Source organism: Pseudomonas sp. SED1, assembly GCF_034044025.1.
Lineage (GTDB): Bacteria > Pseudomonadota > Gammaproteobacteria > Pseudomonadales > Pseudomonadaceae > Aquipseudomonas.
Window position 1 is genome coordinate 16042 of record NZ_JAXCIS010000183.1, and the last position, 20608, is coordinate 36649.

At 59.6% G+C, this 20608-nt stretch carries 20 protein-coding genes and 1 pseudogene; 10 read left to right on the plus strand and 11 right to left on the minus strand.

Features of this window, described 5'->3' with window-relative positions; translation table 11 throughout:
• Positions 1–2: 2 nt before the first annotated feature.
• Complete coding sequence (locus SNL23_RS23635; protein ID WP_017477367.1) at positions 3–1079, plus strand: 3-deoxy-7-phosphoheptulonate synthase; 1077 nt, start codon at positions 3–5, stop codon at positions 1077–1079.
• A gap of 114 nt (positions 1080–1193) precedes the next feature.
• On the opposite strand, the gene SNL23_RS23640 is transcribed toward SNL23_RS23635, so the two are convergent.
• Positions 1194–1475, minus strand: a complete 282-nt coding sequence (locus SNL23_RS23640) for a GNAT family N-acetyltransferase (protein ID WP_003189869.1) — start codon at positions 1473–1475, stop codon at positions 1194–1196.
• Between the two features lie 626 nt (positions 1476–2101).
• Here SNL23_RS23640 and oprI point away from each other — a divergent pair.
• The gene (gene oprI, locus SNL23_RS23645) at positions 2102–2353 is read left to right on the plus strand and encodes an outer membrane lipoprotei OprI (protein WP_003172710.1); all 252 of its coding nucleotides are present in this window, start codon (positions 2102–2104) and stop codon (positions 2351–2353) included.
• A 132-nt stretch (positions 2354–2485) separates the two neighbouring features.
• Here the strand turns inward: oprI and SNL23_RS23650 are convergent, their stop codons facing one another.
• The 3 genes from SNL23_RS23650 to SNL23_RS23660 form a co-directional block, all read right to left on the minus strand.
• Complete coding sequence (locus SNL23_RS23650) at positions 2486–3454, minus strand: L,D-transpeptidase family protein (protein WP_076017333.1); 969 nt, start codon at positions 3452–3454, stop codon at positions 2486–2488.
• A gap of 72 nt (positions 3455–3526) precedes the next feature.
• Positions 3527–3820: a hypothetical protein gene (locus tag SNL23_RS23655; protein ID WP_003218723.1), complete on the minus strand. Its 294-nt coding sequence runs from the start codon at positions 3818–3820 to the stop codon at positions 3527–3529.
• Positions 3821–3878: 58 nt separating this feature from the next.
• A complete protein-coding gene (locus tag SNL23_RS23660; RefSeq protein ID WP_318303751.1) occupies positions 3879–4484 on the minus strand; it encodes an arylesterase in 606 nt (201 codons plus the stop codon).
• A gap of 10 nt (positions 4485–4494) precedes the next feature.
• Between SNL23_RS23660 and SNL23_RS23665 the strand changes: the two genes are divergently transcribed.
• A complete protein-coding gene (locus SNL23_RS23665; protein ID WP_010176179.1) occupies positions 4495–5178 on the plus strand; it encodes an ABC transporter ATP-binding protein in 684 nt (227 codons plus the stop codon).
• The gene (locus SNL23_RS23670; protein WP_076017331.1) at positions 5178–7688 is read left to right on the plus strand and encodes an ABC transporter permease; all 2511 of its coding nucleotides are present in this window, start codon (positions 5178–5180) and stop codon (positions 7686–7688) included. Before SNL23_RS23665 ends, SNL23_RS23670 begins: the two co-directional genes overlap by 1 nt.
• Positions 7689–7734: 46 nt before the next feature.
• Here the strand turns inward: SNL23_RS23670 and greB are convergent, their stop codons facing one another.
• Entirely contained in the window at positions 7735–8208 is a 474-nt protein-coding gene (gene greB / locus SNL23_RS23675; RefSeq protein ID WP_008437752.1) for a transcription elongation factor GreB, read from the minus strand.
• Positions 8209–8356: 148 nt separating this feature from the next.
• Positions 8357–9556: a hypothetical protein gene (locus tag SNL23_RS23680; protein ID WP_318303754.1), complete on the minus strand. Its 1200-nt coding sequence runs from the start codon at positions 9554–9556 to the stop codon at positions 8357–8359.
• 321 nt (positions 9557–9877) lie between these two features.
• Between SNL23_RS23680 and SNL23_RS23685 the strand changes: the two genes are divergently transcribed.
• From SNL23_RS23685 to SNL23_RS23695, 3 genes are read left to right on the plus strand one after another with little or no spacing between them, the layout of a single operon-like run.
• A complete protein-coding gene (locus tag SNL23_RS23685) occupies positions 9878–10801 on the plus strand; it encodes an ABC transporter ATP-binding protein (RefSeq protein WP_076017329.1) in 924 nt (307 codons plus the stop codon).
• On the plus strand, positions 10798–11523 hold the full coding sequence (locus tag SNL23_RS23690; protein WP_318303756.1) for an ABC transporter permease: 726 nt from the start codon (positions 10798–10800) through the stop codon (positions 11521–11523). Before SNL23_RS23685 ends, SNL23_RS23690 begins: the two co-directional genes overlap by 4 nt.
• A gap of 15 nt (positions 11524–11538) precedes the next feature.
• Positions 11539–13344: a Gldg family protein gene (locus SNL23_RS23695; RefSeq protein WP_318303758.1), complete on the plus strand. Its 1806-nt coding sequence runs from the start codon at positions 11539–11541 to the stop codon at positions 13342–13344.
• A gap of 4 nt (positions 13345–13348) precedes the next feature.
• Here SNL23_RS23695 and SNL23_RS23700 read toward each other — a convergent pair whose 3' ends face one another.
• From SNL23_RS23700 to SNL23_RS23710, 3 genes are all read right to left on the minus strand, one after another.
• Positions 13349–13657 (minus strand): hypothetical protein, encoded by a 309-nt coding sequence (locus tag SNL23_RS23700; RefSeq protein ID WP_076017326.1) that lies wholly within the window; start codon positions 13655–13657, stop codon positions 13349–13351.
• Positions 13658–13912: 255 nt separating this feature from the next.
• Positions 13913–14347: a DoxX family protein gene (locus SNL23_RS23705; protein WP_076017325.1), complete on the minus strand. Its 435-nt coding sequence runs from the start codon at positions 14345–14347 to the stop codon at positions 13913–13915.
• Between the two features lie 103 nt (positions 14348–14450).
• A complete protein-coding gene (locus SNL23_RS23710; protein WP_076017324.1) occupies positions 14451–15872 on the minus strand; it encodes a transglycosylase SLT domain-containing protein in 1422 nt (473 codons plus the stop codon).
• Positions 15873–16110: 238 nt separating this feature from the next.
• Between SNL23_RS23710 and SNL23_RS23715 the strand changes: the two genes are divergently transcribed.
• The 3 genes and pseudogenes from SNL23_RS23715 to SNL23_RS23725 all read left to right on the plus strand — a co-directional run.
• Positions 16111–16917 (plus strand): TatD family hydrolase, encoded by an 807-nt coding sequence (locus SNL23_RS23715; RefSeq protein WP_076017323.1) that lies wholly within the window; start codon positions 16111–16113, stop codon positions 16915–16917.
• 96 nt (positions 16918–17013) lie between these two features.
• Positions 17014–18495, plus strand: coding sequence for a methyl-accepting chemotaxis protein (locus SNL23_RS23720; protein WP_076017322.1), 1482 nt, complete (start codon positions 17014–17016; stop codon positions 18493–18495).
• Between the two features lie 107 nt (positions 18496–18602).
• Positions 18603–18860: pseudogene (locus tag SNL23_RS23725) on the plus strand (terminase); the annotation flags it as partial.
• Between the two features lie 19 nt (positions 18861–18879).
• Here the strand turns inward: SNL23_RS23725 and SNL23_RS23730 are convergent.
• Together SNL23_RS23730 and SNL23_RS23735 are read right to left on the minus strand one after the other, a co-directional pair.
• Positions 18880–19677, minus strand: a complete 798-nt coding sequence (locus SNL23_RS23730; RefSeq protein WP_076017320.1) for an acyl-CoA thioesterase — start codon at positions 19675–19677, stop codon at positions 18880–18882.
• A gap of 101 nt (positions 19678–19778) precedes the next feature.
• Positions 19779–20543 (minus strand): CHAD domain-containing protein, encoded by a 765-nt coding sequence (locus tag SNL23_RS23735; protein WP_076017319.1) that lies wholly within the window; start codon positions 20541–20543, stop codon positions 19779–19781.
• Positions 20544–20608: the final 65 nt, after the last annotated feature.

Genomic DNA, 20608 nt, shown 5'->3' on the forward strand with positions numbered 1-20608 from the left:
CGATGGCTGATTTACCGATCAACGACCTTAACGTCGAATCCAACGAGACCCTGATCACGCCCGATCAGCTCAAGCGCGAAATCCCCCTGAGCGACGCTGCCCTGCAGACCGTCACCAAGGGCCGCGAAGTCATCCGTGAGATTCTCGACGGCACCGACCACCGCCTGTTCGTGGTCATCGGGCCGTGCTCGATCCATGACCTCAAGGCTGCCCACGAATACGCCGAGCGCCTGAAGGTGCTGGCGGCAGAAGTGTCCGACACCTTGTACCTGGTGATGCGCGTCTATTTCGAGAAGCCGCGTACCACCGTCGGCTGGAAAGGCTTGATCAACGACCCGTACCTGGACGACTCCTTCAAGATCCAGGATGGCCTGCACATCGGTCGTCAATTGCTGCTGGACCTCGCCGAAATGGGCCTGCCGACGGCAACCGAAGCCCTGGACCCGATTTCCCCGCAGTACCTGCAAGACCTGATCAGCTGGTCGGCGATTGGCGCACGTACCACCGAATCCCAGACTCACCGGGAAATGGCTTCCGGCCTGTCCTCGGCGGTCGGTTTCAAGAACGGCACCGACGGCGGCCTGACGGTGGCGATCAACGCCCTGCAGTCGGTGTCCAGCCCGCACCGTTTCCTGGGTATCAACCAGGAAGGTGGCGTGTCCATCGTCACCACCAAGGGCAATGCCTACGGTCACGTGGTACTGCGCGGCGGCAACGGCAAGCCCAACTATGATTCGGTCAGCGTGGCCCTGTGCGAACAGGCGCTGAACAAGGCAAAGATCAAGCCGAACATCATGGTCGATTGCAGCCATGCCAACTCCAACAAGGACCCGGCTCTGCAACCGCTGGTGATGGAGAACGTGGCCAACCAGATTCTGGAAGGCAACCAGTCGATCATCGGCCTGATGGTCGAAAGCCACCTGAACTGGGGCTGCCAGGCGATTCCAAAGGATCTGGCCGACCTGCAATACGGCGTGTCGATCACCGATGCCTGCATCGACTGGGCCGCCACCGAGACCACCTTGCGCAGCATGCATGCCAAACTCAAGGACGTCTTGCCCAAGCGCCAACGCGGCTGAGCAAACACTGCGGACACAAAAACGCCGGGCTAAACCCGGCGTTTTTTTTGATCGTTCCCACGCTTTGCGTGGGAACGCATCCTGGGATGCTCTGCGTCCCGCTCTACTCAATGCTCAAAGCTTTGCGGCATGGCGCTGGTGGCGCTCCATATAGCGCTCCACATAGGAGCAGGACGGGATCACCGTGTAACCTGCCTCTTCGGCGAACTTCAACGCTTCCTCGGTGAGCGCGGCAGCAATGCCACGGCCTCGCAATGCGTTGGGCACGAAGGTGCGATAGATATCCAGGGTCTGCTTCCCAAGGTCCATATAGGTCAGATAGGCACGATGACCGTCCACATTGGTCTCGAACTGATGACCAGCCTGGTCATGGTGGATGGACAACGCCTCGCTCATCACTACTCCTCGCGGGTCTTGGTTTCTGACCCCTACCTTACCGATGTTTTTCCGGCGAAGGAACATCTACGCCACCCAGTGCCGGTTTCGACAACGAGAAAAGCCGCCAGTGCCTCGCACTAGCGCTCACAACCAACACAGGGAAATAGTAGGCGCCAATCGCACAATTGCTCAAGACGCGCTCGTCTTCCGTTGCGCTGGCGGACATAGAAAGGGCCAATCGAGCATCCTTAGGTCGATGGCCTGAACATTGCCGGCAGTTGAAGCTTGAGACGAACACGCGCTCTTAAAGTCACCTCAACATGCACAAAAGATACCGAAGACCGAAAAGACAATCTGAACAATAGTGTCAGGGACGATATATAAAATGACTTATGTTTACATGGCTTAACACATGCCAGCCGGCCCTTTCAGGCTGGATCCAATCCTCGGCCGAGTGCAAGAATCTGGATATTTTTTATACAGACTCTCAAAAGATTAGCCAAAATAGATTGGCCGCGAGAATTTTTTTTGCTTCTTGCGCTACGTCAGTTTACTTACTACAAGTAATGGGTAGTATGTACGCCGGCTATTAGCTCACTCTGAGAGAATAGTCATTTAATAGAAAGTCCTTGAAGGGGAACACGATGAACAACGTTCTGAAATTCTCTGCTCTGGCTCTGGCCGCAGTTCTGGCTACCGGTTGCAGCAGCGTCTCCAAAGAAACCGAAGCTCGTCTGACTGCAACTGAAGACGCAGCAGCTCGCTCCCAGGCTCGTGCAGACGAAGCCTATCGTAAAGCTGATGAAGCTCTGGCTGCTGCTCAAAAAGCACAACAGACTGCTGACGAAGCTAACGAGCGCGCTCTGCGCATGCTTGAAAAAGCAAGCCGCAAGTAATAATCCTTCGGGGTTGTTATCAAGCCGGTCCATTCTTGGATCGGCTTTTTTTTGCCCGCAATTCCGCTGGATTCCAGACAATAAAAAACCCGTCACCGCGCGAGGCGATAACGGGTTATGGATCGTGCAGGCTTATTGCTGCAGATCGACCGGCGTACTCGACACCATAGGCGCCCCGCCCGGTACACCGATTTCCGTCGGCAAACCGTCTTCGGCGGCAACGACGTCACGCACCTGGTCCCAGTTGACCCGCAGGTTGTTGGACAAGTCTTCACGCTTGAGCAAAGCGTTGATCACCGCAGTGTGCTTGTCGACGACCGATGGAGTGCCATCGTCGTTCAACGGCGTATGCGCCTCCAGGTAAACCTTGCCACCGGCTGCGCCGAACTTGTAGGCATCGTTGATAATCCGCACCGACGTCCCCACCGGCACCATGTCGGCCATTTCCAGCACGTTGTTGTTGAACATGCGGAAGCAACCGTGGCTGGTACGGGTACCGATGCCGAATTTCATGTTGGAACCGTGGATCAGGTAGCCGGGCGTGCCCAGGGTGAACTTGAACGGCCCCAACGGGTTGTCCGGGCCAGCCGGCACCACGTTCGGCAACGGGTCGCCATTGGCGGCGTGTTCGGCCTTGATCGAGGCTGGCGGGGTCCAGGTCGGGTTCGGGATCTTGCCCGTGATCGTGGTGTGAGCCACCGGTGAACCCCAGCCTTCACGGCCAATCCCCAACGGGAACGTGTACACCACGTTCTGACCCTTGGGATAGTAATAGAGCCGGTATTCCGCCAGGTTGATCACGATGCCTTCACGCGGGCCGGGCGGCAGGATGAAGCGCGTCGGCAACACGATCTCGGTACCCGCCCCCGGCAACCAGGCATCGACGCCCGGGTTGGCCGCGACCATCTCCGAATAGCCCAGGTCGTAGGTGGTGCCAAGGTCAGCGAAGGTATCTTCGTACTTGGCCTTGATCACCTGGACCTGGCCAACGATATCTTCACCCGGTGGCGGCAAAGGCAACTGCAACGCTGCAGCGGAACCGGCCGCGCAGATCGCAGCAAGAGACAGGCAGCAGGTGACGGCGGAAAGGCGCGACAACATCCGGGAATTCCTTCGCAGATCGACGGGTAGTAAAAAATGGATTGTACACGGCTGCCCGGCGGGCACCCATATTCAAAGTTCGAAGCGCAGCTCTGGCCAGATCGGCGGTGTACCGCGCTTTTGCGACTCGAGGATTGCCCGGCACAGGGGGCACAAACGCTGGTCCTGGAAGATCGAGCGATCCACCGACGACCAGCGCGGCTGGGCAGGCAGTAACGTACCGCAGAGGGTGCGGTCGATCGACCCGCCCAACTCCAATTGACGCGTCACCAGATGCACCCGGACTTCCTGGCAGGCGAACAGATCCAGCTGTTCGTCAGGCTCGATCAGTTGGTAGGCAAACAGGGACCAGGCAGGACGCGACATCGGGGGCTCCAAATCGGGGGCGCGCCACCTTAGCCGAAAGACCGCTGCTAGAAAAGCGTCATAGCAGTGGTTTTAGCGTTGGCCAGACATTTTCCAGCAACTTGCCCTGCGCGCCAACCGCCGGGTGCAATTGGTCAGCCTGCATCAGCTCCGGATGACCACCGACGCCTTCAAGGAAAAACGGCACCAGCGGGACGCTTTTTTCCTTGGCCAGGGCCGCGTAGACATTGGCAAACGCGGTGGTGTATTTCGGCCCGTAATTAGGCGGCAACTGCATGCCTAACAGCAGCACCTTGGCACCGCTGGCCTTGGACTGGTCGATCATCGATGCAAGATTTTGTTTCAATTGCGCGGGGGGCTGCCCACGCAGGCCGTCATTGCCGCCCAGCTCAATGATCACCAGGTCTGGATTATGCTCTGCAAGCGCCGCCGGCAGCCGCGCCAGGCCTCCGGCACTGGTGTCGCCGCTGATGGAGGCGTTGACCACTTTATCGTCGAAACCTTCGCTCTTGAGCCGTTGTCCCAACAACGCTACCCACCCTTTGCTGGTATCCAGTCCGAAACCGGCACTGATACTATCGCCAACGATCAGGACTGTACCCGCCGCTGCGTTCTGGGCCATGCACATCAAGGCCAGGCCAGCACTCAAAAACCACATTCGCATTGGATTCTCCATGGGCGCAAGCATTCTCACCGCGCGAAACCTTAGCAAAGTGGTTCCCAGCGCGGAAGGTGAACTGACTATCCTGCACGAACTGAGCCTGGAACTGAACAAGGGCGATAGCCTGGCTATCGTCGGCGCCTCCGGTTCCGGCAAATCCACCCTCCTCGGCCTGCTGGCCGGCCTCGACCTGCCGAGCAGTGGCGAAGTCACCCTCGCTGGCCAAGCCCTGAGTACCCTCGACGAAGACCAGCGTGCGCGCATCCGCGCCGAGCACGTCGGCTTTGTGTTCCAGTCCTTCCAGTTGCTCGACAGCCTCAATGCACTGGAAAACGTGATGCTGCCGTTGGAACTGGACGGCCGCAAGGACGCCCGCGAACGTGCCAGGCACCTGCTGGAGCGCGTCGGCCTGGGCCAGCGCCTCACTCACTCACCGCGCCAACTCTCGGGTGGCGAGCAGCAACGGGTAGCGATTGCCCGGGCGTTTGCCGCCGAACCGGACGTGCTGTTTGCCGACGAACCTACCGGCAATCTCGACAGCCACACCGGCGAACGCATCAGCGACTTGTTGTTCGAACTCAACAAAGAGAGCGGCACGACCCTGGTGCTGGTGACCCATGACGAGCGCCTGGCCCACCGCTGCCGCCGCCTGATCCGTCTTGAAGCCGGCCTGATGGTCGCGCCCCTGGAGCCTTGATGGCACGCTTGCCCTTTTTGCGCCTGTTCAGCCTTGCCCTTCGCCAGTTGCTGCGCGATGCCCGCGCCGGCGAACTGCGCGTGCTGTTCTTCGCCCTGCTGGTGGCCGTCGCCGCCAGCACCGCCATTGGCTACTTCGGCGCACGCCTGAACAGCGCCATGATGTTGCGTGCCACGGAATTCCTCGCGGCCGACCTGGTGCTGGAAGGCAGCTCGCCCGCCCGTACCGAGCAAATCCAGAGTGGTACCGAGCTGGGCTTGCAGCACGCCAGGGTGGTGGAGTTCTCCAGCGTGATTGCCACCGACAATGGCATCCAGCTGTCCAGCATCAAGGCGGTCAACGACGAGTATCCGTTGCGCGGCGAGCTGAAGAGCGCCGCAGAACCCTTCGCCGAAGAAACCGCCGGGGGTGGTCCCAAGCCCGGTGAAGCCTGGGTGGAGGCACGGCTGCTGACGGCACTGAACCTGAAAATCGGCGACAGCATCGACGTCGGCATGAAGACCCTGCGCCTGGCCCGCGTGCTGACCTACGAGCCGGACCGCGCCGGCAACTTCTATAGCCTGACGCCCAGGGTGATGATCAACCTGGCCGATCTCGAGGCCACCGGCGTGGTGCAGCCCGGCAGCCGCGTCAGTTATCGCGACCTCTGGCGCGCGCCCCAAGGCGGCACCGTACTGCAAACCTATCGCGACCTGGTCAAGCCCGGCCTGGCTGCCAACCAGCGGCTGCAGGATGCCCGGGACGGCAACCAGCAGATCGGTGGCGCACTGGGCAAAGCCGAGCGTTACTTGAACATGGCCAGCCTGGTGGCGGTATTGCTCTCGGGCGTGGCGGTGGCGCTGTCGGCGAACCGCTTCGCCAGTAGACGCTTTGATGCCAGTGCCTTATTGCGCTGTCTCGGGCTGTCCCGGCGCGAGACCATGTTGCTGTTCAGCCTGCAATTGACCGTGCTGGGCCTGCTGGCCAGCCTGACCGGCGCCCTGCTCGGCTGGCTCGCGCAATTGGGGCTGTTTGCGCTGTTGCATGACCTGCTGCCGGCGGACGTTCCACCCGGTGGGCTGTTGCCAGCGATTGCCGGGATTGGCACCGGGCTGGTCGCCCTCGCCGGTTTCGCCCTGCCGCCATTGGCCGCGCTGGGGCGCGTGCCTCCGCTGCGGGTACTGCGACGCGACCTGCTGCCGATCCCTTCCAGCACATGGATGGTCTACGGTGCCGCGCTGTTCGCCCTGGGCCTGATCATGTGGCGCTTGAGCCTCGACCTGGTGCTGACCTTCGCCCTGCTGGGCGGCGGCGTGATTGCCGCGCTGATTCTCGGCGGCCTGCTCCTGCTGCTGTTGCAGAGCCTTCGACGCCTGCTGGCCCGGGCCTCCCTGCCCTGGCGCCTGGGGTTGGGCCAGTTGCTGCGTCATCCCTTGGCGGCAGCGGGCCAGTCCCTGGCATTCGGGCTGATCCTGTTGTCCATGGGCTTGATCGCGCTGCTGCGTGGCGAACTGCTGGACACCTGGCAAAACCAGTTGCCCAAGGACGCCCCCAATTATTTCGCGCTGAACATCCTGCCCGCCGACAAAGACACCTTCGGCGCACGCCTGCTGGAATTGCAGGCGCAGTCTGCACCGCTGTATCCGGTAGTGCCGGGCCGATTGATCAGCATCAATGGCGCCCCGGTGCAGGAAATTGTGAGCAAGGACTCCAGCGGCGATCGTGCTGTACAGCGCGACTTGAGCCTGACCTGGGCCGCCGACCTGCCGCCAGGCAACAAGCTGACGGCGGGTTCCTGGTGGACGGCGCAACCCACCGACGAGATTCCCGGCGTCTCGGTGGAGGCCAAGGTCGCTGACAGCCTGAAACTCAAGCTCAACGATCATCTGGTATTCACCGTCGGCGGGGAAAACCGTGAAGCGCGGGTCACCAGCCTGCGGGAAATCAACTGGGATAACTTCCAGCCGAACTTCTTCATGATCTTCCAGCCAGGCACCTTGAAAGACCTGCCTACCACCTACCTGACCAGCTTCTACCTGGCGCCCGGCCATGACCAGCAGATCGTCGACCTGTCCCGGGCCTTCCCGGCAGTGACCATCCTGCAAGTGGAGGCGCTGCTTGAACAGCTGCGCAGCATCCTCGCCCAGGTCACCCTGGCGGTGGAGTACGTGCTGTTGTTTGTCCTGGCTGCGGGGATGGCGGTGTTGTTCTCCGGGCTCCAGGCAACCCTTGACGAGCGGATTCGCCAAGGTGCCCTGCTGCGGGCGCTGGGGGCGGAGCGCAAGTTGCTGGTCAAGGCGCGGCGTATCGAGTTCGGGCTGTTGGGCGCGGTCAGCGGCCTGTTGGCGGCGCTGGGTACGGAACTGGTGACACTGGTGCTGTATCGCTACGCGTTCGACCTGGCTTGGCACCCACATCCGTGGCTGTTGCTGCTGCCGGTGATCGGTGCAGTGCTGATCGGCGGTGCCGGCGTGTTTGGCACTCGCCGCGCGCTGAATGCCAGCCCGTTGACGGTGCTGCGCGAGGGCTGAAAACGCAAATGGCCCGCCCTCTGCCAAGAGGGCGGGCCATCCGTTGTTACTTCACATATTCGATGGCAGTGATCCACCAGCACACTTCGCCGCTCGGGGTCTGCACGAGTGCCTCGTCATCCACCTCTTTGCGCAACAACGCGCGGGCCATGGGTGAGTCGATGGAGATGTAGTCCATGCGTTCATAGATCTCATCGTAACCCACGATGCGAAAGCGCTTGGTCTCGCCCTGTTCGTTTTCAATCTCCACCCAGGCACCGAAAAACACCTTGCCTTCCTGCTCCGGCATGTACTCCACCACGCGCATGTCTTCCAGGCGCTTGCGCAAATAGCGCACCCGGCGATCAATTTCCCGCAGCAGCTTCTTGTTGTACTGGTAGTCGGCGTTCTCGCTCCGGTCTCCCAGGGAGGCGGCCCACGTGACTTTACGGGTGGTATCAGGACGCTTTTCTCGCCACAGGTAATCAAGCTCCTTTTTCAGGGCCTCATGACCTTCTTTGGTAATCAGCTTGGTGCTCAAAAGCTCTACATCCCCTGGAAGTTCCAATGTTCAGACCCGCTGCCGCATCAGGCACAACGCATTTGACGCTCAATGTCAGCGGTGGAGGTCGATGATAAATGAACACAGGAAAGTAGCCAGACCCGCCGATGGATTCCAGTATCCAGCGTCAATCTGCATCCGACTGGAGTAGGCGACTTACAGGCTGGCTGTGTGCTAACTCACTCAGCCGTGCAAGAGACTCGTCCAGGGTTTGAAACGCGGCACTCAGGTTTTCCCGCAGGACAGGCAACTGAGACAGAGTCGCCGTCAGTTGTTGCTCTTTTTGACTAACCGCCCGTTCACGGTTGTGCACCTGGGCTTCCTCGCTCTCCAGGCCGCGCGCACGCTCGTCCATTCGACGCTGCTCTGCCTGGTTTAACGCCGAGCAATCCGCCAGATGCTCCTCCCGGGTCGTCAGCGTGCGGGTCAACAGTTCCAGGGAGGCCTCTTTTTCGGCAACTCTCTCGGCACTCCGTTGACTCTCCTGCTCAACCTCGACCTTTTCCTGGCGCAGCTCGAGACGTAACTGCTCAAGTGCTTCCTCCTGCTTGAGCACGCCGAGCTTTTGTTGTGTCAACTCTTGCGCCAGTCGGGAAAGATTGGCCAGCGTAGTGTCCACCTCGAACAATGAGGGCGCTTCATGCCGGGCGGGTTCAGGCTGCGGCGTTGCCGGTGCCTGCGGTGGCGTTGGCGGTGGCGCGGCGACTACCGGCTCGATCGGTGGCGCAATCAGTGGCTCGGTTATCTCGAACGTATCCGCGGGTGCCTGTGGCACCGGTTCGTACACTGGCGGTGCAGGCTCCGCAGGGTCCGCGGCCCTCTGAGGAGAAATCATCCTTGAGGAGAAACGAATCGACGGGACAATCAATGAATTGCTTTCGATGGCGGGCAAACCGGGCGCCGACGTTCCCAGGGTAATGACCTTCATCACAAGAGATTTCTTGATCGTCAACGAGTGATGATCTTCAGGCCTGGCGGGGGGCAACTTGCAGCCTTTCAGATCAACGAAATGATAAGGAATGTGGGCCTCGCCGGCACTTGCGGATTTGGTCCCGGGCGCAGCGGCAAGCGTCAGGATTTGCTTGAAGACACGGGTCGCGGTTTGCAGGTCTTCCTTGGAATCTATCGCCCCCAGAAAGTACCGTTCGGATTTTTTGCGCAACGCCGCGATGTATACCCGTGAACTACCGGGCTCTGTCTCTTCATCCAGACTATAAGCAAGGAAGTTCGAAGCGATCTGAGCCACCGCAAAACCACACAGCAGTGCACCGTTGACCGGCGCATCATGCCCGGATTGTTCTAGAACAAGGGTACGTAGAAGCAGCATGACGTTCAGGCTCCATTTCAAATTGGCAGAACTTCAAATACACGCCAAATAAACAACGACAGTAATTAAAGCATCAAATGCCTAACAATTGTTTCAGCGAGACATAGCTTGACACGTAGGACTTATCTTATTCAGCCCCCTTAATGTTTCCAAGACCGCCTATTGAACGTACCATTTTTAAAATGTAAGACACCGGACACGCGCACAACAAAAATATTTCAAATTTTGACTTTTCGACCAATCACAACCTGCCGCTCATGCAGGTTAATCGAGGCTTCGACTTAACCGAGCCTTGCCATATCCATCCAGTAGAAAAGCATAATGATCGAGATAACGAGCCTGACAAAAAAGATGGGCGGGAAAGCTATCATCCAGGACTTTTCATTTAGTGCCCAACCTCAGGAATGCCTGGGACTGTTTGGAAATGATGGTGCGGGAAAAACAACTCTCATCAAAATGCTAGCAAGCTCGATTCTCCCCTCTTCAGGCCATATAAAAGTATTCGGTCACGATATTACCCTCAATACACTCCACGCAAAGAAAGTCACGGGCTACCAGCCAGAATGTCTGAGTCATGGCGCAATGAGTGTAACGGGCTTTCTCGGTTTTATTGCCGGCATACGCGGATTCCGCGGCGCGGAAAAACGCAAGATGATTGACCGCGCAGTCGCACGGCTTGAACTGGGGCGGATACTCAAATGCCCGGTCGATACCCTCCCGGCAGGGTTGAAACGCAAAGTAGCCATCGCCCAGGCAATCCTGCATGACCCCAGACTGCTGTTGCTCGATGAGCCAACGGAAGGTCTGAATGCCGAGCAAAAACACAAGGTCAGAATGCTCATCAAGTCGCTGAACGACGAAATGACGATTATTGTCGCGTCCCGAATGCCCGAAGAGCTGGCCAGCATTTGCAACCGGGCATTGGTGATCGCCAACGGCCGATTAGTGGCAGACATGCCCCTGCCCGAACTGCAGCGCAGTTCCCGTCATTACCAGGCAGTCACCCTTGCCGCTGACACGCCGCTGGACCTACTGGCCCTGGCGGTATTGCCCGGCGTCGCCGGCATCGAGGAAGACCACGAGATGCCCGGCACAGTGACCGTACTCGCTATGCCGGGGCAAACCATTTACCCCCATATCAACGCACTGATCACTCACCGCCGCTGGAAAATCAATGCCCTGAAACTGGAGCCCGGACGCCTGGATGACGTTATCCACCACATGCGCCAGGAGGCATCGATTTGAAACTTCTACCGGTGATCATCAAGCGTCAACTTGCCAGTTATTTTTCGGCCCCCGTCACCTACCTGAGCACTGCAGTTTTCCTGACAGCCGCCGCTGCATTTGGCTTTCATACAAGCCAACTTTTGGAACAAAGCAGCGTCGACCTGCACGGATTCTTCCAGTTACACCCATGGCTTTACTTGCTGTTGACCCCTGTGCTTTCCACTCAACTTTGGGCAGACGAGCACACGGCCGGCTCCATGGACTTCATGAAAACCCTACCCGTCACTGGTTTCGAAATGGTTGTCGGAAAGTTTTTGGCGGCCTGGTTTGTTTCTGGTATTGCCTTGCTATTGACCTTTCCAATCGTCATCACCGTCAACTATTTTGGAAATCCGGATAACACCGTCATTGCGTCCCAATACGTTGGAAGTTGGCTATTGGCTGGAAGTTATCTGTCGGTGGGCGGTTTTATCTGCGCACTGACGCACCATCGCCTGATCATATTTACAGTAACACTTTGTCTGCTGCTGGTCGCCAGCGGACTTTCTTCTCTACTTGACACCATAGAACATCAAGCACCGATCTGGCTCGTTGACCGTATCATCTCCCTGAGCCCGTCAACGCGCTTTGACGCTATTGACCAAGGGGTACTGGCTCTTCAAGACAGTTTGTACTTCATCAGCATAATCGTCGCCTTTCTTGCCATGACGACCATTGCCCTGAATGTCAGAAACGCTTGAGAAGGACACGCTACGATGAGATCGCCATTAAGTGCCAGCATCACAATTAGCATCCTGCTATTACTCTTTCTCGCTTTTAATCTGGTATGGGCGCTTAAACTTCCAACTGTGCGGTTTGATTTCTCAGAACATAAAATTCATACATTGTCCGACCCTGTACGGACACTGCTCGCTTCACTGGAGCAACCGGTTGATCTGTATTTTTTCAACTCAAGCCACCCTCCGCAAAAATCCAATGCCGTGAAAAGCTACGGTAAACGGGTGGAGTTGTTGCTCAAGGAGTATGAAAAAGCGGCAAAGGGCAAAATCAACCTGCACCTCATTGACCCCAAGCCTTTTTCGGAAGATGAGTACAAGGCGCGGTTACTGGGGCTTGACGCCCAACAAGGATTCTTCGGTTTGGTCGGTACCAGCGCGGGTCATGGGCCACATAGTATCGAGGCGTTCAGCCTGGCCCGGGAGTCGCTGCTGGACTATGAGATCAGCCATTTGCTTCATAAAGTGCTCCACCCGGAGCAGCCGGTGATAGGCCTGATAACCCTGCTGCCAATGGACGGCGAACGGGATGAGCGCAGCGGCGTGAATACGCCTCCTTGGCAGTCATTGCAGGCGATGCGCCGCCAATTCAATCTCGTGAGCCTGGAGCCAGGCATCGAGAAAATCCCCGAACACATCAGAACCTTGATGGTGGTGCACCCCGGCAAACTGCCTGAGCAAACCCTGTACGCGATCGATCAGTTTGTATTGGGCGCCGGCAAGCTGATGATGTTTATCGACCCGCTTGCCGGGCTGGAGCCCAGCGCCACCGCCCCGGAAAACCCCAGGCTGGAAGCATTGCTGACCGCCTGGGGCATCCAGATGACCGCGGATAAGGTAATCGCCGATCATGACTACGCCACTCAAGTGATCATGACCACAGGTCAGCCGGCGGTGCGCCATCCCGCTGCGTTGTCCTTGTCCCGCCAGACGATGACACAGGATGACTTAAGCACCTGGAAACTCCACAGCGTCAATGTCTTGAGCAGCGGTGCGCTGGCGCCCACCAAGAAAAGCCGCATGACCTTCACCCCGCTGCTGCAAAGCTCCGGGCAAGCGGCCCTGTTTAATGCTGAGCGTTTTGCCCTGCCGGCGCAGTTCGATTCTCTGATCAATGAAGCCGCCGCTCGTGGTCAGCACCAGGTGATCGCCGCACGCGTCGAGGGGCCCGCCTACTCCGTCTTTCCTGACGGGATCAGCGGGGGTGAACCCGGCTTGCAAAAGTCTGCGCACATTCATGTGGTCGTGGTCGCGGACACTGATCTGCTCAGCGATCGTGTGGCCGGAATGCTTCATGACTACGATGCGCCGAGTGATCCCTCGTCAGATAACGCCATGTTTGTCTTGAATACCCTGGATAACCTGGCGGCGCCTGACACCCTGATGAACATTCGTCCCCGCGCAGGTGGCGGTCGATCACTGCAGGTGTTACGGGCGATGCGCGAAGACGCGGCACGGGCCTTCCAGGAAAAGTCCGCGGAACGGGCGCAACGCCTGGAGCAAACGGAAAAGGAATGGCAATTGCTGACCCCCCGAACGCTTTCTCCAGGCGCTCAGGCGGTAACCTCCGACGTATTGCTGCAAGCGCTCAACAAGGAGCGTTTGCGAATACCGATGGAAATTCACGCGCTGAAGGTTCAGTCATATGCCCAGGTTCACGCGTTGGAGCGCAACGTGAAGCTGCTCAATATCCTGCCTGTACCGCTGATACTGTGCTTGATTGCGTGGGGTATCTTCCTGCTGCGCCGCCGTCGCCAGCACCCGCCTCCAGCGGCATTTCACTGAGAATTCAACGCCGGGCTATCAGCCCTTGTCGGGCAATCCGGGTCAACTGGCGTATGACTTCGCCCGCGTCGCTGGCACTGGGGGCTTGAATAACGGCCAAGTCAAAGCTGTTGGACGCAAAGCGCGCAAGGGAGTCGCCGTCTTCGACGAACTGGATCAAAAAGGCTGAAGGTCGCCCCGTGCGGCGTGGCCAACCATCCAGATAACGCAGTAGCGTCGGCTGGTGCTTGCCGCCCAAGAGGATTTTCGGATTGCGCTGGGTAAGGTCCGCGGTGATCGGGGCCAGGCGTATAACGGGGCGTAGTGCATTCATCGTGTCGTGTCTCTGCCTCAAAAGTCTGCGGGCAGGTGAGAGGCAACACCGAACCAGCGCTTTAGCGGAATTTCGAAGCTGGCCCATGGCTCTGGCTTCTGTCGGGACTGTGATCAGTCACCCGTGGCGCCCCGCAATTAGCTGTTTAAATCGGCGCATGGGCAACATCCTAGAGAAGCCTGTAGGGCGGTGTCAAGAATCCCGAGCAATGAAAAGGCCCGCACGGGGCGGGCCTTTAAAGGGGTTTACGCGGTATCAGTGAGTGATGGCGCGGTCGGCAGACAATTTGCCTGCACCTTCCGACAAGACCGCCAGCGTACCGCCCAGCAACGCCAGGGCGAACTCGTAACCGTTGTTGGCCATGAACAACCCGTTGTGGATGTGTACCGAGAAAATCGCCACCAGGGAGATGATCGACAAGCCCAACGCCGCAGGCCGCGCCAGCAAGCCGATGATCAGCGCCAGCCCGGCGAAGAACTCGGTACCACCCGACAACAGCGCCATCAAGGTACCCGGCGCCAGGCCGATGCTTTCCATCCACTGGGCAGTGCCCGCCAGACCGCCACCGCCAAACCAGCCAAAGAGCTTCTGCGAACCGTGGGCGGCGAAAATGATCCCGACAAAAATCCGCAGAACCGTCAGGCCGTAGCCGGCGCGGGTGGAGAGGATGCGGGTGATCAATGGGCTCATGCTGATAATCCTTTTCGATGTAGGGGTTGGTTGGCCGCTATATTAATCAGTTTAAGCAATGATAAAAGCCGATAAAACGGCTAATAACAATCTAATTAATAGATTATTTACGAGAGGCGACTCGCGGCGCTGCAGGCTCCAACGACTCCCGTTCCCGATCAAACGCCAGGTAATACTTGTTCACGCTATTAACATAGCTGACGCCACCCATCCCCACCTGCTCCATGGCAATGCGCTCGACCTGGAAAAACCATTGGTTTGGGTTAAGCCCGCGCCGCCGCGCTTCGGCACGCATTCCCTGGACCCGCTCCGGCCCCATGTTGTAGGCCGCCAGCACAAACGCCATGCGCTCGCGTTCGTTGAGCTTGGGGCTTGAGAAAAACTTGCGCCGGATCATCGCCAGGTACCGCGCGCCCGCCTGCACATTGCTGTCCAGGCTCTCGATGTTATTGACCCCAACCCGCTGGGCCGCCGATGGCGTGATCTGCATCAGCCCCGTGGGGCCGCCACTGCTTCTGGCGCCGGGGTCGAGGGCAGACTCCTTGAACGCCAGCGCGGCCAGGTTCAGCCAATCCATGCCCTGCTCACGGGCATGCTTTTGCAGCACTGGGCGCAGTTTTTCCAGGCGCTGTCGATCGGCACGGGCCAGCGGATAACGCACTTGATACAGGCGGCGGTAGATACGCTGGAATGCCACGTCCTGGTCGGACGGGGTGTGGTAGGTCTTGAGGAAACGGTCAATGCTGGCCCGCAGCATCGAAGCATCCTGGCGCACAAACCAATATTCTTCACCCGGCTCGCTTATGGCTACTTGCCGGTCAAACCGCAGCTTGGGCAGGATCTTCGCCCAGCGCTCGGCAATCGGTCGCTCGACAATCGTCAGGTGGAAAATCCCGGCCTGGACCATCTCCAGCACATCTTCCACTGCCAGGCTGGGGTCGACCCATTCCACCTTCACCGGCGGCAACTTGTGCAGCGCCAGCTTCTGGTTGACCTGATTGATCGCGTCCGACGCGGCACTGCCCGTGGTCAAGGCCAGCGTGCGCCCGGACAATTGCTCAAGCTTGGTAAACCGCCGCTCGCCCTTGAGCCCTACCAGCCACAACGACACATCGCTGGCTATCGGGTCGCTGGCGGCAATCTTGTGGGCGGCCTTCACGTCTAGCAATTCGCCGGGGGCTACCAGGTCGCCCTCGCCACGGGCCAATGCGCCAATCAGTTGATCCTTGGCTTTGGGAATAATTTTGAGGTTGATCTCTTCACCGTCACGGGCGTGACCGTTGAGGTATTGCTCGAAAGCGCGCAGGCGGTGGTATTCAACACCGATGGCCTGGCCCTGGACTTCACCGGAACTGTTGCGACTCTGGTTGACCAACACCCGCAAGGTGCGGCTGCTGCGGATCTGCGCAAGATCCCGGACCTTGCCGGGCTTGATCACCTCCAGCGGGCCGTCCAGACGCGCAACCGCCGCGATGGGCAGCAGTAACGTCAGGCACAACACAAGCAACGCCGAGGGTCGGATCATCCGCTCTCCGGAAGAAAGAATACTGCCCATTGCTTCGCGAAAAACGAGGCGTTGGGGGACAGAAACAGAGCGCCATGAGCGCAGGCTTTGGGCGCAAGGGTGGCACGGCAGATGGCGACAAACCAAACACGGTGTTACTTGCGACTTTCAAAGACAGCTTTAACTCGTTGTAGTTCTTGGCTTTTCTTATAAATCTACAGCTCTGATATGCTTTCCGACCGCAGGCGGAGGTAGCACCATGCAACTCATTGATATCGGCGTCAACCTGACCAACCCAAGTTTCGACGAAAAGCACCAGGCCGTTCTCGACCGTGCCTACGCCGCCGGGGTGAGCCAATTGGTGCTCACCGGCACCAGTGTCGATGGCAGTGAACAGGCCCTGGAACTGTGCGAACAACTGGACGAAAGCGGTCAACGCCTGTTCGCCACTGCCGGTATCCACCCCCACTCCGCCAGTGACTGGAATGCCGAAAGCGCCAGGCGCCTGCGCGGTCTGCTCAAGGAAAGTCGTGTGCGGGCGGTGGGTGAATGCGGGCTGGATTTCAACCGGGATTTCTCGCCGCGCCCCCAGCAGGAAAAAGTCCTCGAAGAACACCTGGCCCTGGCCGTGGAACTGAAACTCCCGGTTTTTCTTCATGAGCGTGACGCCAACCAGCGCCTGCTGGAAATCCTGCGGGACTACCGCGATCACCTGTCGGCTGCCGTGGTGCACTGCTTCACCGGCGAGCAGCGTGCTTTATTCAGCTACCTCGACCTGGACCTGCACATCGGCATTACCGGCTGGATCTGCGACGAGCGCCGTGGGACGCACCTGCATCCGCTGGTCAGGGAAATTCCCCGTGGACGCCTGATGCTGGAAAGCGATGCGCCCTATTTGCTGCCACGCACCTTGCGACCCAAGCCGAAAAACGGGCGCAACGAACCCGCCTATTTGCCGGAAGTCCTGCGGGAAGTCGCCTTGCACCGCGAAGAAACCGTGGAAGACCTGGCGCAACACAGCACCGCCTGCGCCCGGGCCTTTTTTGGATTGCCTGTGCCGGATTGACGCGGCTCATTGACCCACATCAAAACCCGGCGCCTCGATAGCGGCACAATAATGGCACCTTGCCAATGCTGTTTCCGCTATCAGAGAAAACCTTCCATGGGTGCCTGGCTTAGCAACATCTCGCTTAAATACAAATTCTGGGCCGTAAACGCGGTCGCCTTCATCACCACGTTGCTGCTGGTGTTGTACGCCGTGCAGCTCGAACAACAGGCCCGCAGCCAGGCCTCCCAGGCTTCGGCGCAAGCCCAGGCGCACTTGCTCAGTGCCTGGCCGGCCGGCCAACCGCTGCCTAAGGGCGAGCACTGGCTGACCTATGCCAAGGGCAAAGTCCCACAACTGGGCGACGAGGATCTGTCAGCCCTGGCCACCGCCAGTGGCTGGGTGGACTTCAATCACATGCCGTTGTTTGGCGAAAACCCGCTGATGGGCGCCGAAGTGATCGCTCGTGCAGACGGCCAGCAGGTCGCCGTGCTGGCCTACGGACCCAGCTTGAGCCAAGTGTTCGAAGAACGGTTCGCGAATTACGCCGTGGCGGTGATGATTCTGATGCTGGCCATGCTCGGTGCCTCACAGCTGTTGATCCGCTTTCTGCTCAGCCAACTCAACACCTTGAAAGACGTGATGCTGCACGTCGAAAAAACCGGCGACCTCTCGGCCCGCGTGCCCTTGGCTTGTAAAGACGAGGTCGGGCAGATGGCTACTGCCTTTAACGCGATGCAAGCGGGTTATCAGCGCGTGGTCAACACCGTCGCGCGCACCGCCAAGCAACTGGACGACGGTGCCGCACGCCTGGCCAGCAGTATGAACGAGGTGCAACACGGCATGCTCGGCCAGCAAAGCGAAACCGACCAGGCCGCCACCGCGATCAACGAGATGACCGCCACCGTTTACCATATCGCCCAGCATGCCGGCGCCACCCGCGACCTGTCCCAGACTGCCGACACCCTCGCCGGCAGCGGCCAGGAAGTGGTCAGCCGGGTGCAGCGCTCGATTGCCGGGCTGTCTACCGGCGTGCAGCAGACCGCCGAAATGATCCAGAAACTGGCCGAGGACAGCCAGAAAATCAACAGTGTGGTCGGGGTGATTCACAGCATCGCCGAACAGACCAACCTGCTGGCCCTCAACGCCGCCATCGAAGCGGCGCGTGCTGGCGAAATGGGTCGGGGGTTTGCCGTGGTCGCCGACGAAGTGCGCAACCTGGCCAAGCGGGTGCAGAGCTCCACTGATGAAATCACCCGCATGGTGTCCGCCCTGCAAGCCGGCACCCGGGACGCGGTGGACTTTATGCAGGAAAGCTCGTTCAAGGCCGACGACTGTGTGCAACAGGCGCAAGAGGCCGGGATCGCCCTCGCTGAAATCACCGGAGCCGTGGCGCAGATGCGCGAGAGCAATACGCAGATTGCCGTGGCGGCCGAACAGCAAAGCCACGTGGCCGAGGAGATGAATCGGGCGGTGGTGAGCATCCGTGACGTCACCGAGAATACCGTGCAACAAACCGTGGACTCGGCCACCACCAGCAATCAGCTGGCGACCCTGGCCGGTGAACTGAGCAAGGCCATCGGACAATTGAAGCTGTAAACCCGAATGAATGGCTATGGCCCCCATAGCCATCCTTGATTCGCCGCCCCGCCCTGCCCGTCCTACACTCTGTTCAAGATGTTTCAACGAACAGAGGAATCACGATCATGGGCAAACGTCATCCGAATCTCCCCGCCTGGCAATGGCGCACCCAACCGCAGAATCATCAGCATGCAACCAATCAAGTGCTGCAGCTGCTTGCGCTGCCACTGTTGGTGATCGGCTTTCTGTTGATGGTCTCCGGGGTGTTCAGCGAGAACCTGGCGAGCGTCGCTATCGGGGTTGTCGGCATTCTGGCCGCGCTGGCATTGCAGCATCACGGTCGCAGCCTGGAGGCACGCACCGGCGATGCCTCCAACGATCAACACCTGTTGGTCTGAGGACTCAGGCGAACACCACCACCGACTGGCGACTGATAGCAATCAACTGGCCGTCAGGGCTCCACAGCTGCGCAGCCGCATGGCCGTAGCCGTCGCGGGCATGCTCGATGTGGACCCGGTACTGGCACCAGTCCAGGGTGCTGAGGGCTTGCAACGGCTGGACGAATTCGATGGTCCAGGTCAGGGTGCTGCCCGGTGCGGGTTGTGTCAGGTGCGGCAACACCGCAGGTGGCCACGCATCCACCAGCGCGAGGATATGCGCCTCGGTCAGCGGTTCTTCTTTCACGTCGCCACGCAAGCGCACCCAACCGCCCATCTCACGGGATTTATTGCCGGTGAACGGCAGGCCGCCCACGCTCCAGCGCATCGCCAGGTGCCGCATGAATTCCGGCGTTACGCCTTTTACGTAGGGCAGCTCCTGGCATTCGTCCCAGTGTTTGAAAGTGGGCGCAGGTTCAGCGGCGACGTCGATCTGCGATGGCCGCGACGCGCCGAAGCTGGCCTGCACCAGGGTCATCGTTTCGCCGTTCTGCACCACACGGCCCAGCAATTGGCTGACGGCCTTGCCTTCGCGCAGCACTTCCACTTCGTAGCGGGCAGACACATCCGGCGCCACCGGGCCGACAAAGGTAATCGCCAGCGAACGCAACGGGCGATCCGCCGGGACCTGCGCACGCAGGGCTTCGTACTCCAACGCCACGACAAGCCCGCCAAAGGTGGCGCGGCCCTGGGCCCATTCGGCCGGGACCGAGACGTCCAGCGGGTGGCTGCGGGCAGCGTCGAGCAAATCACTAAAGCGCATGGCGATCTCAACTTGAAGAAAGGATTGAGGGATCTTAACCACCCGGCCTGCGCCACACAGCACCTATTCCAGCCAAAAGTCCGGACAGAAAGGCCGCGCAATCACGCGAAGCAGTCGGCGCTCAACTTGTCCAGCACCCGGTCCGCTTGCCCTTCAGCCTCCGCCATGGTGCGGTGCCAGCCGGTCACGCACGGCTGCAAGTCAGGCTCATGCCCGGCTTGCGCCAGCCATTGCCAGCAGTCGTGCCAATCGCCAAGGGCGCCTTGGGCCGCCTTGAGACGGGACACGGCTTTAGGCGGCAGCTTGTTCAGCTGGGGATAAGCCTCGGCGGCATAACGCACGCGCTTGATCAACAGGCGCAGGCGATGACGGTCATGATTGGGATCGCGCAGCGCCTCGCCGAGGTTTTTCCATTGCTTGGCCAGGCGTTTTTCAATGCGCGTGCTCAGGCCCTTAAGCAACTTCTGCCGTTGGGAGGCGCGGATAAAACGGGGGAATGCATCGAGGATCAGCAGCAGTTGCGCCAGCTCCGGCCCTTGTGCAACCGAGCGGTAGGTGGCCGGCTGCTGCCGCATACGCCGCTCAGCCGCCTCGTGATGGCCGTGCTGGTGGAGGTAGGCCGCCAACACCTCACGGTCGCGAAACGGCGTGGTCAGTTGGCCGACGGCACTGGCGGCCGCCTCGAGTTGCTCGACACCGGGCAACCCGCGCAATGGTCGCAACAGGCTGCGCAAGCGCCGCACGGTGGTGCGCAGATCATGCAGGGCCTCGTCGTCCGTGACGGCGGCGAGGCGCGCCTGGCAGTTCAGTAACCCTACTTCCAGGCCAATGACCTGAGCGACTAGCTGATCGACCAAGGCTGACATCCTTTCCTCCTCAATGATTAGACTTCTGTGAGCTTGAGGCCGCTGATGCAGCCTCGTTGCACTCG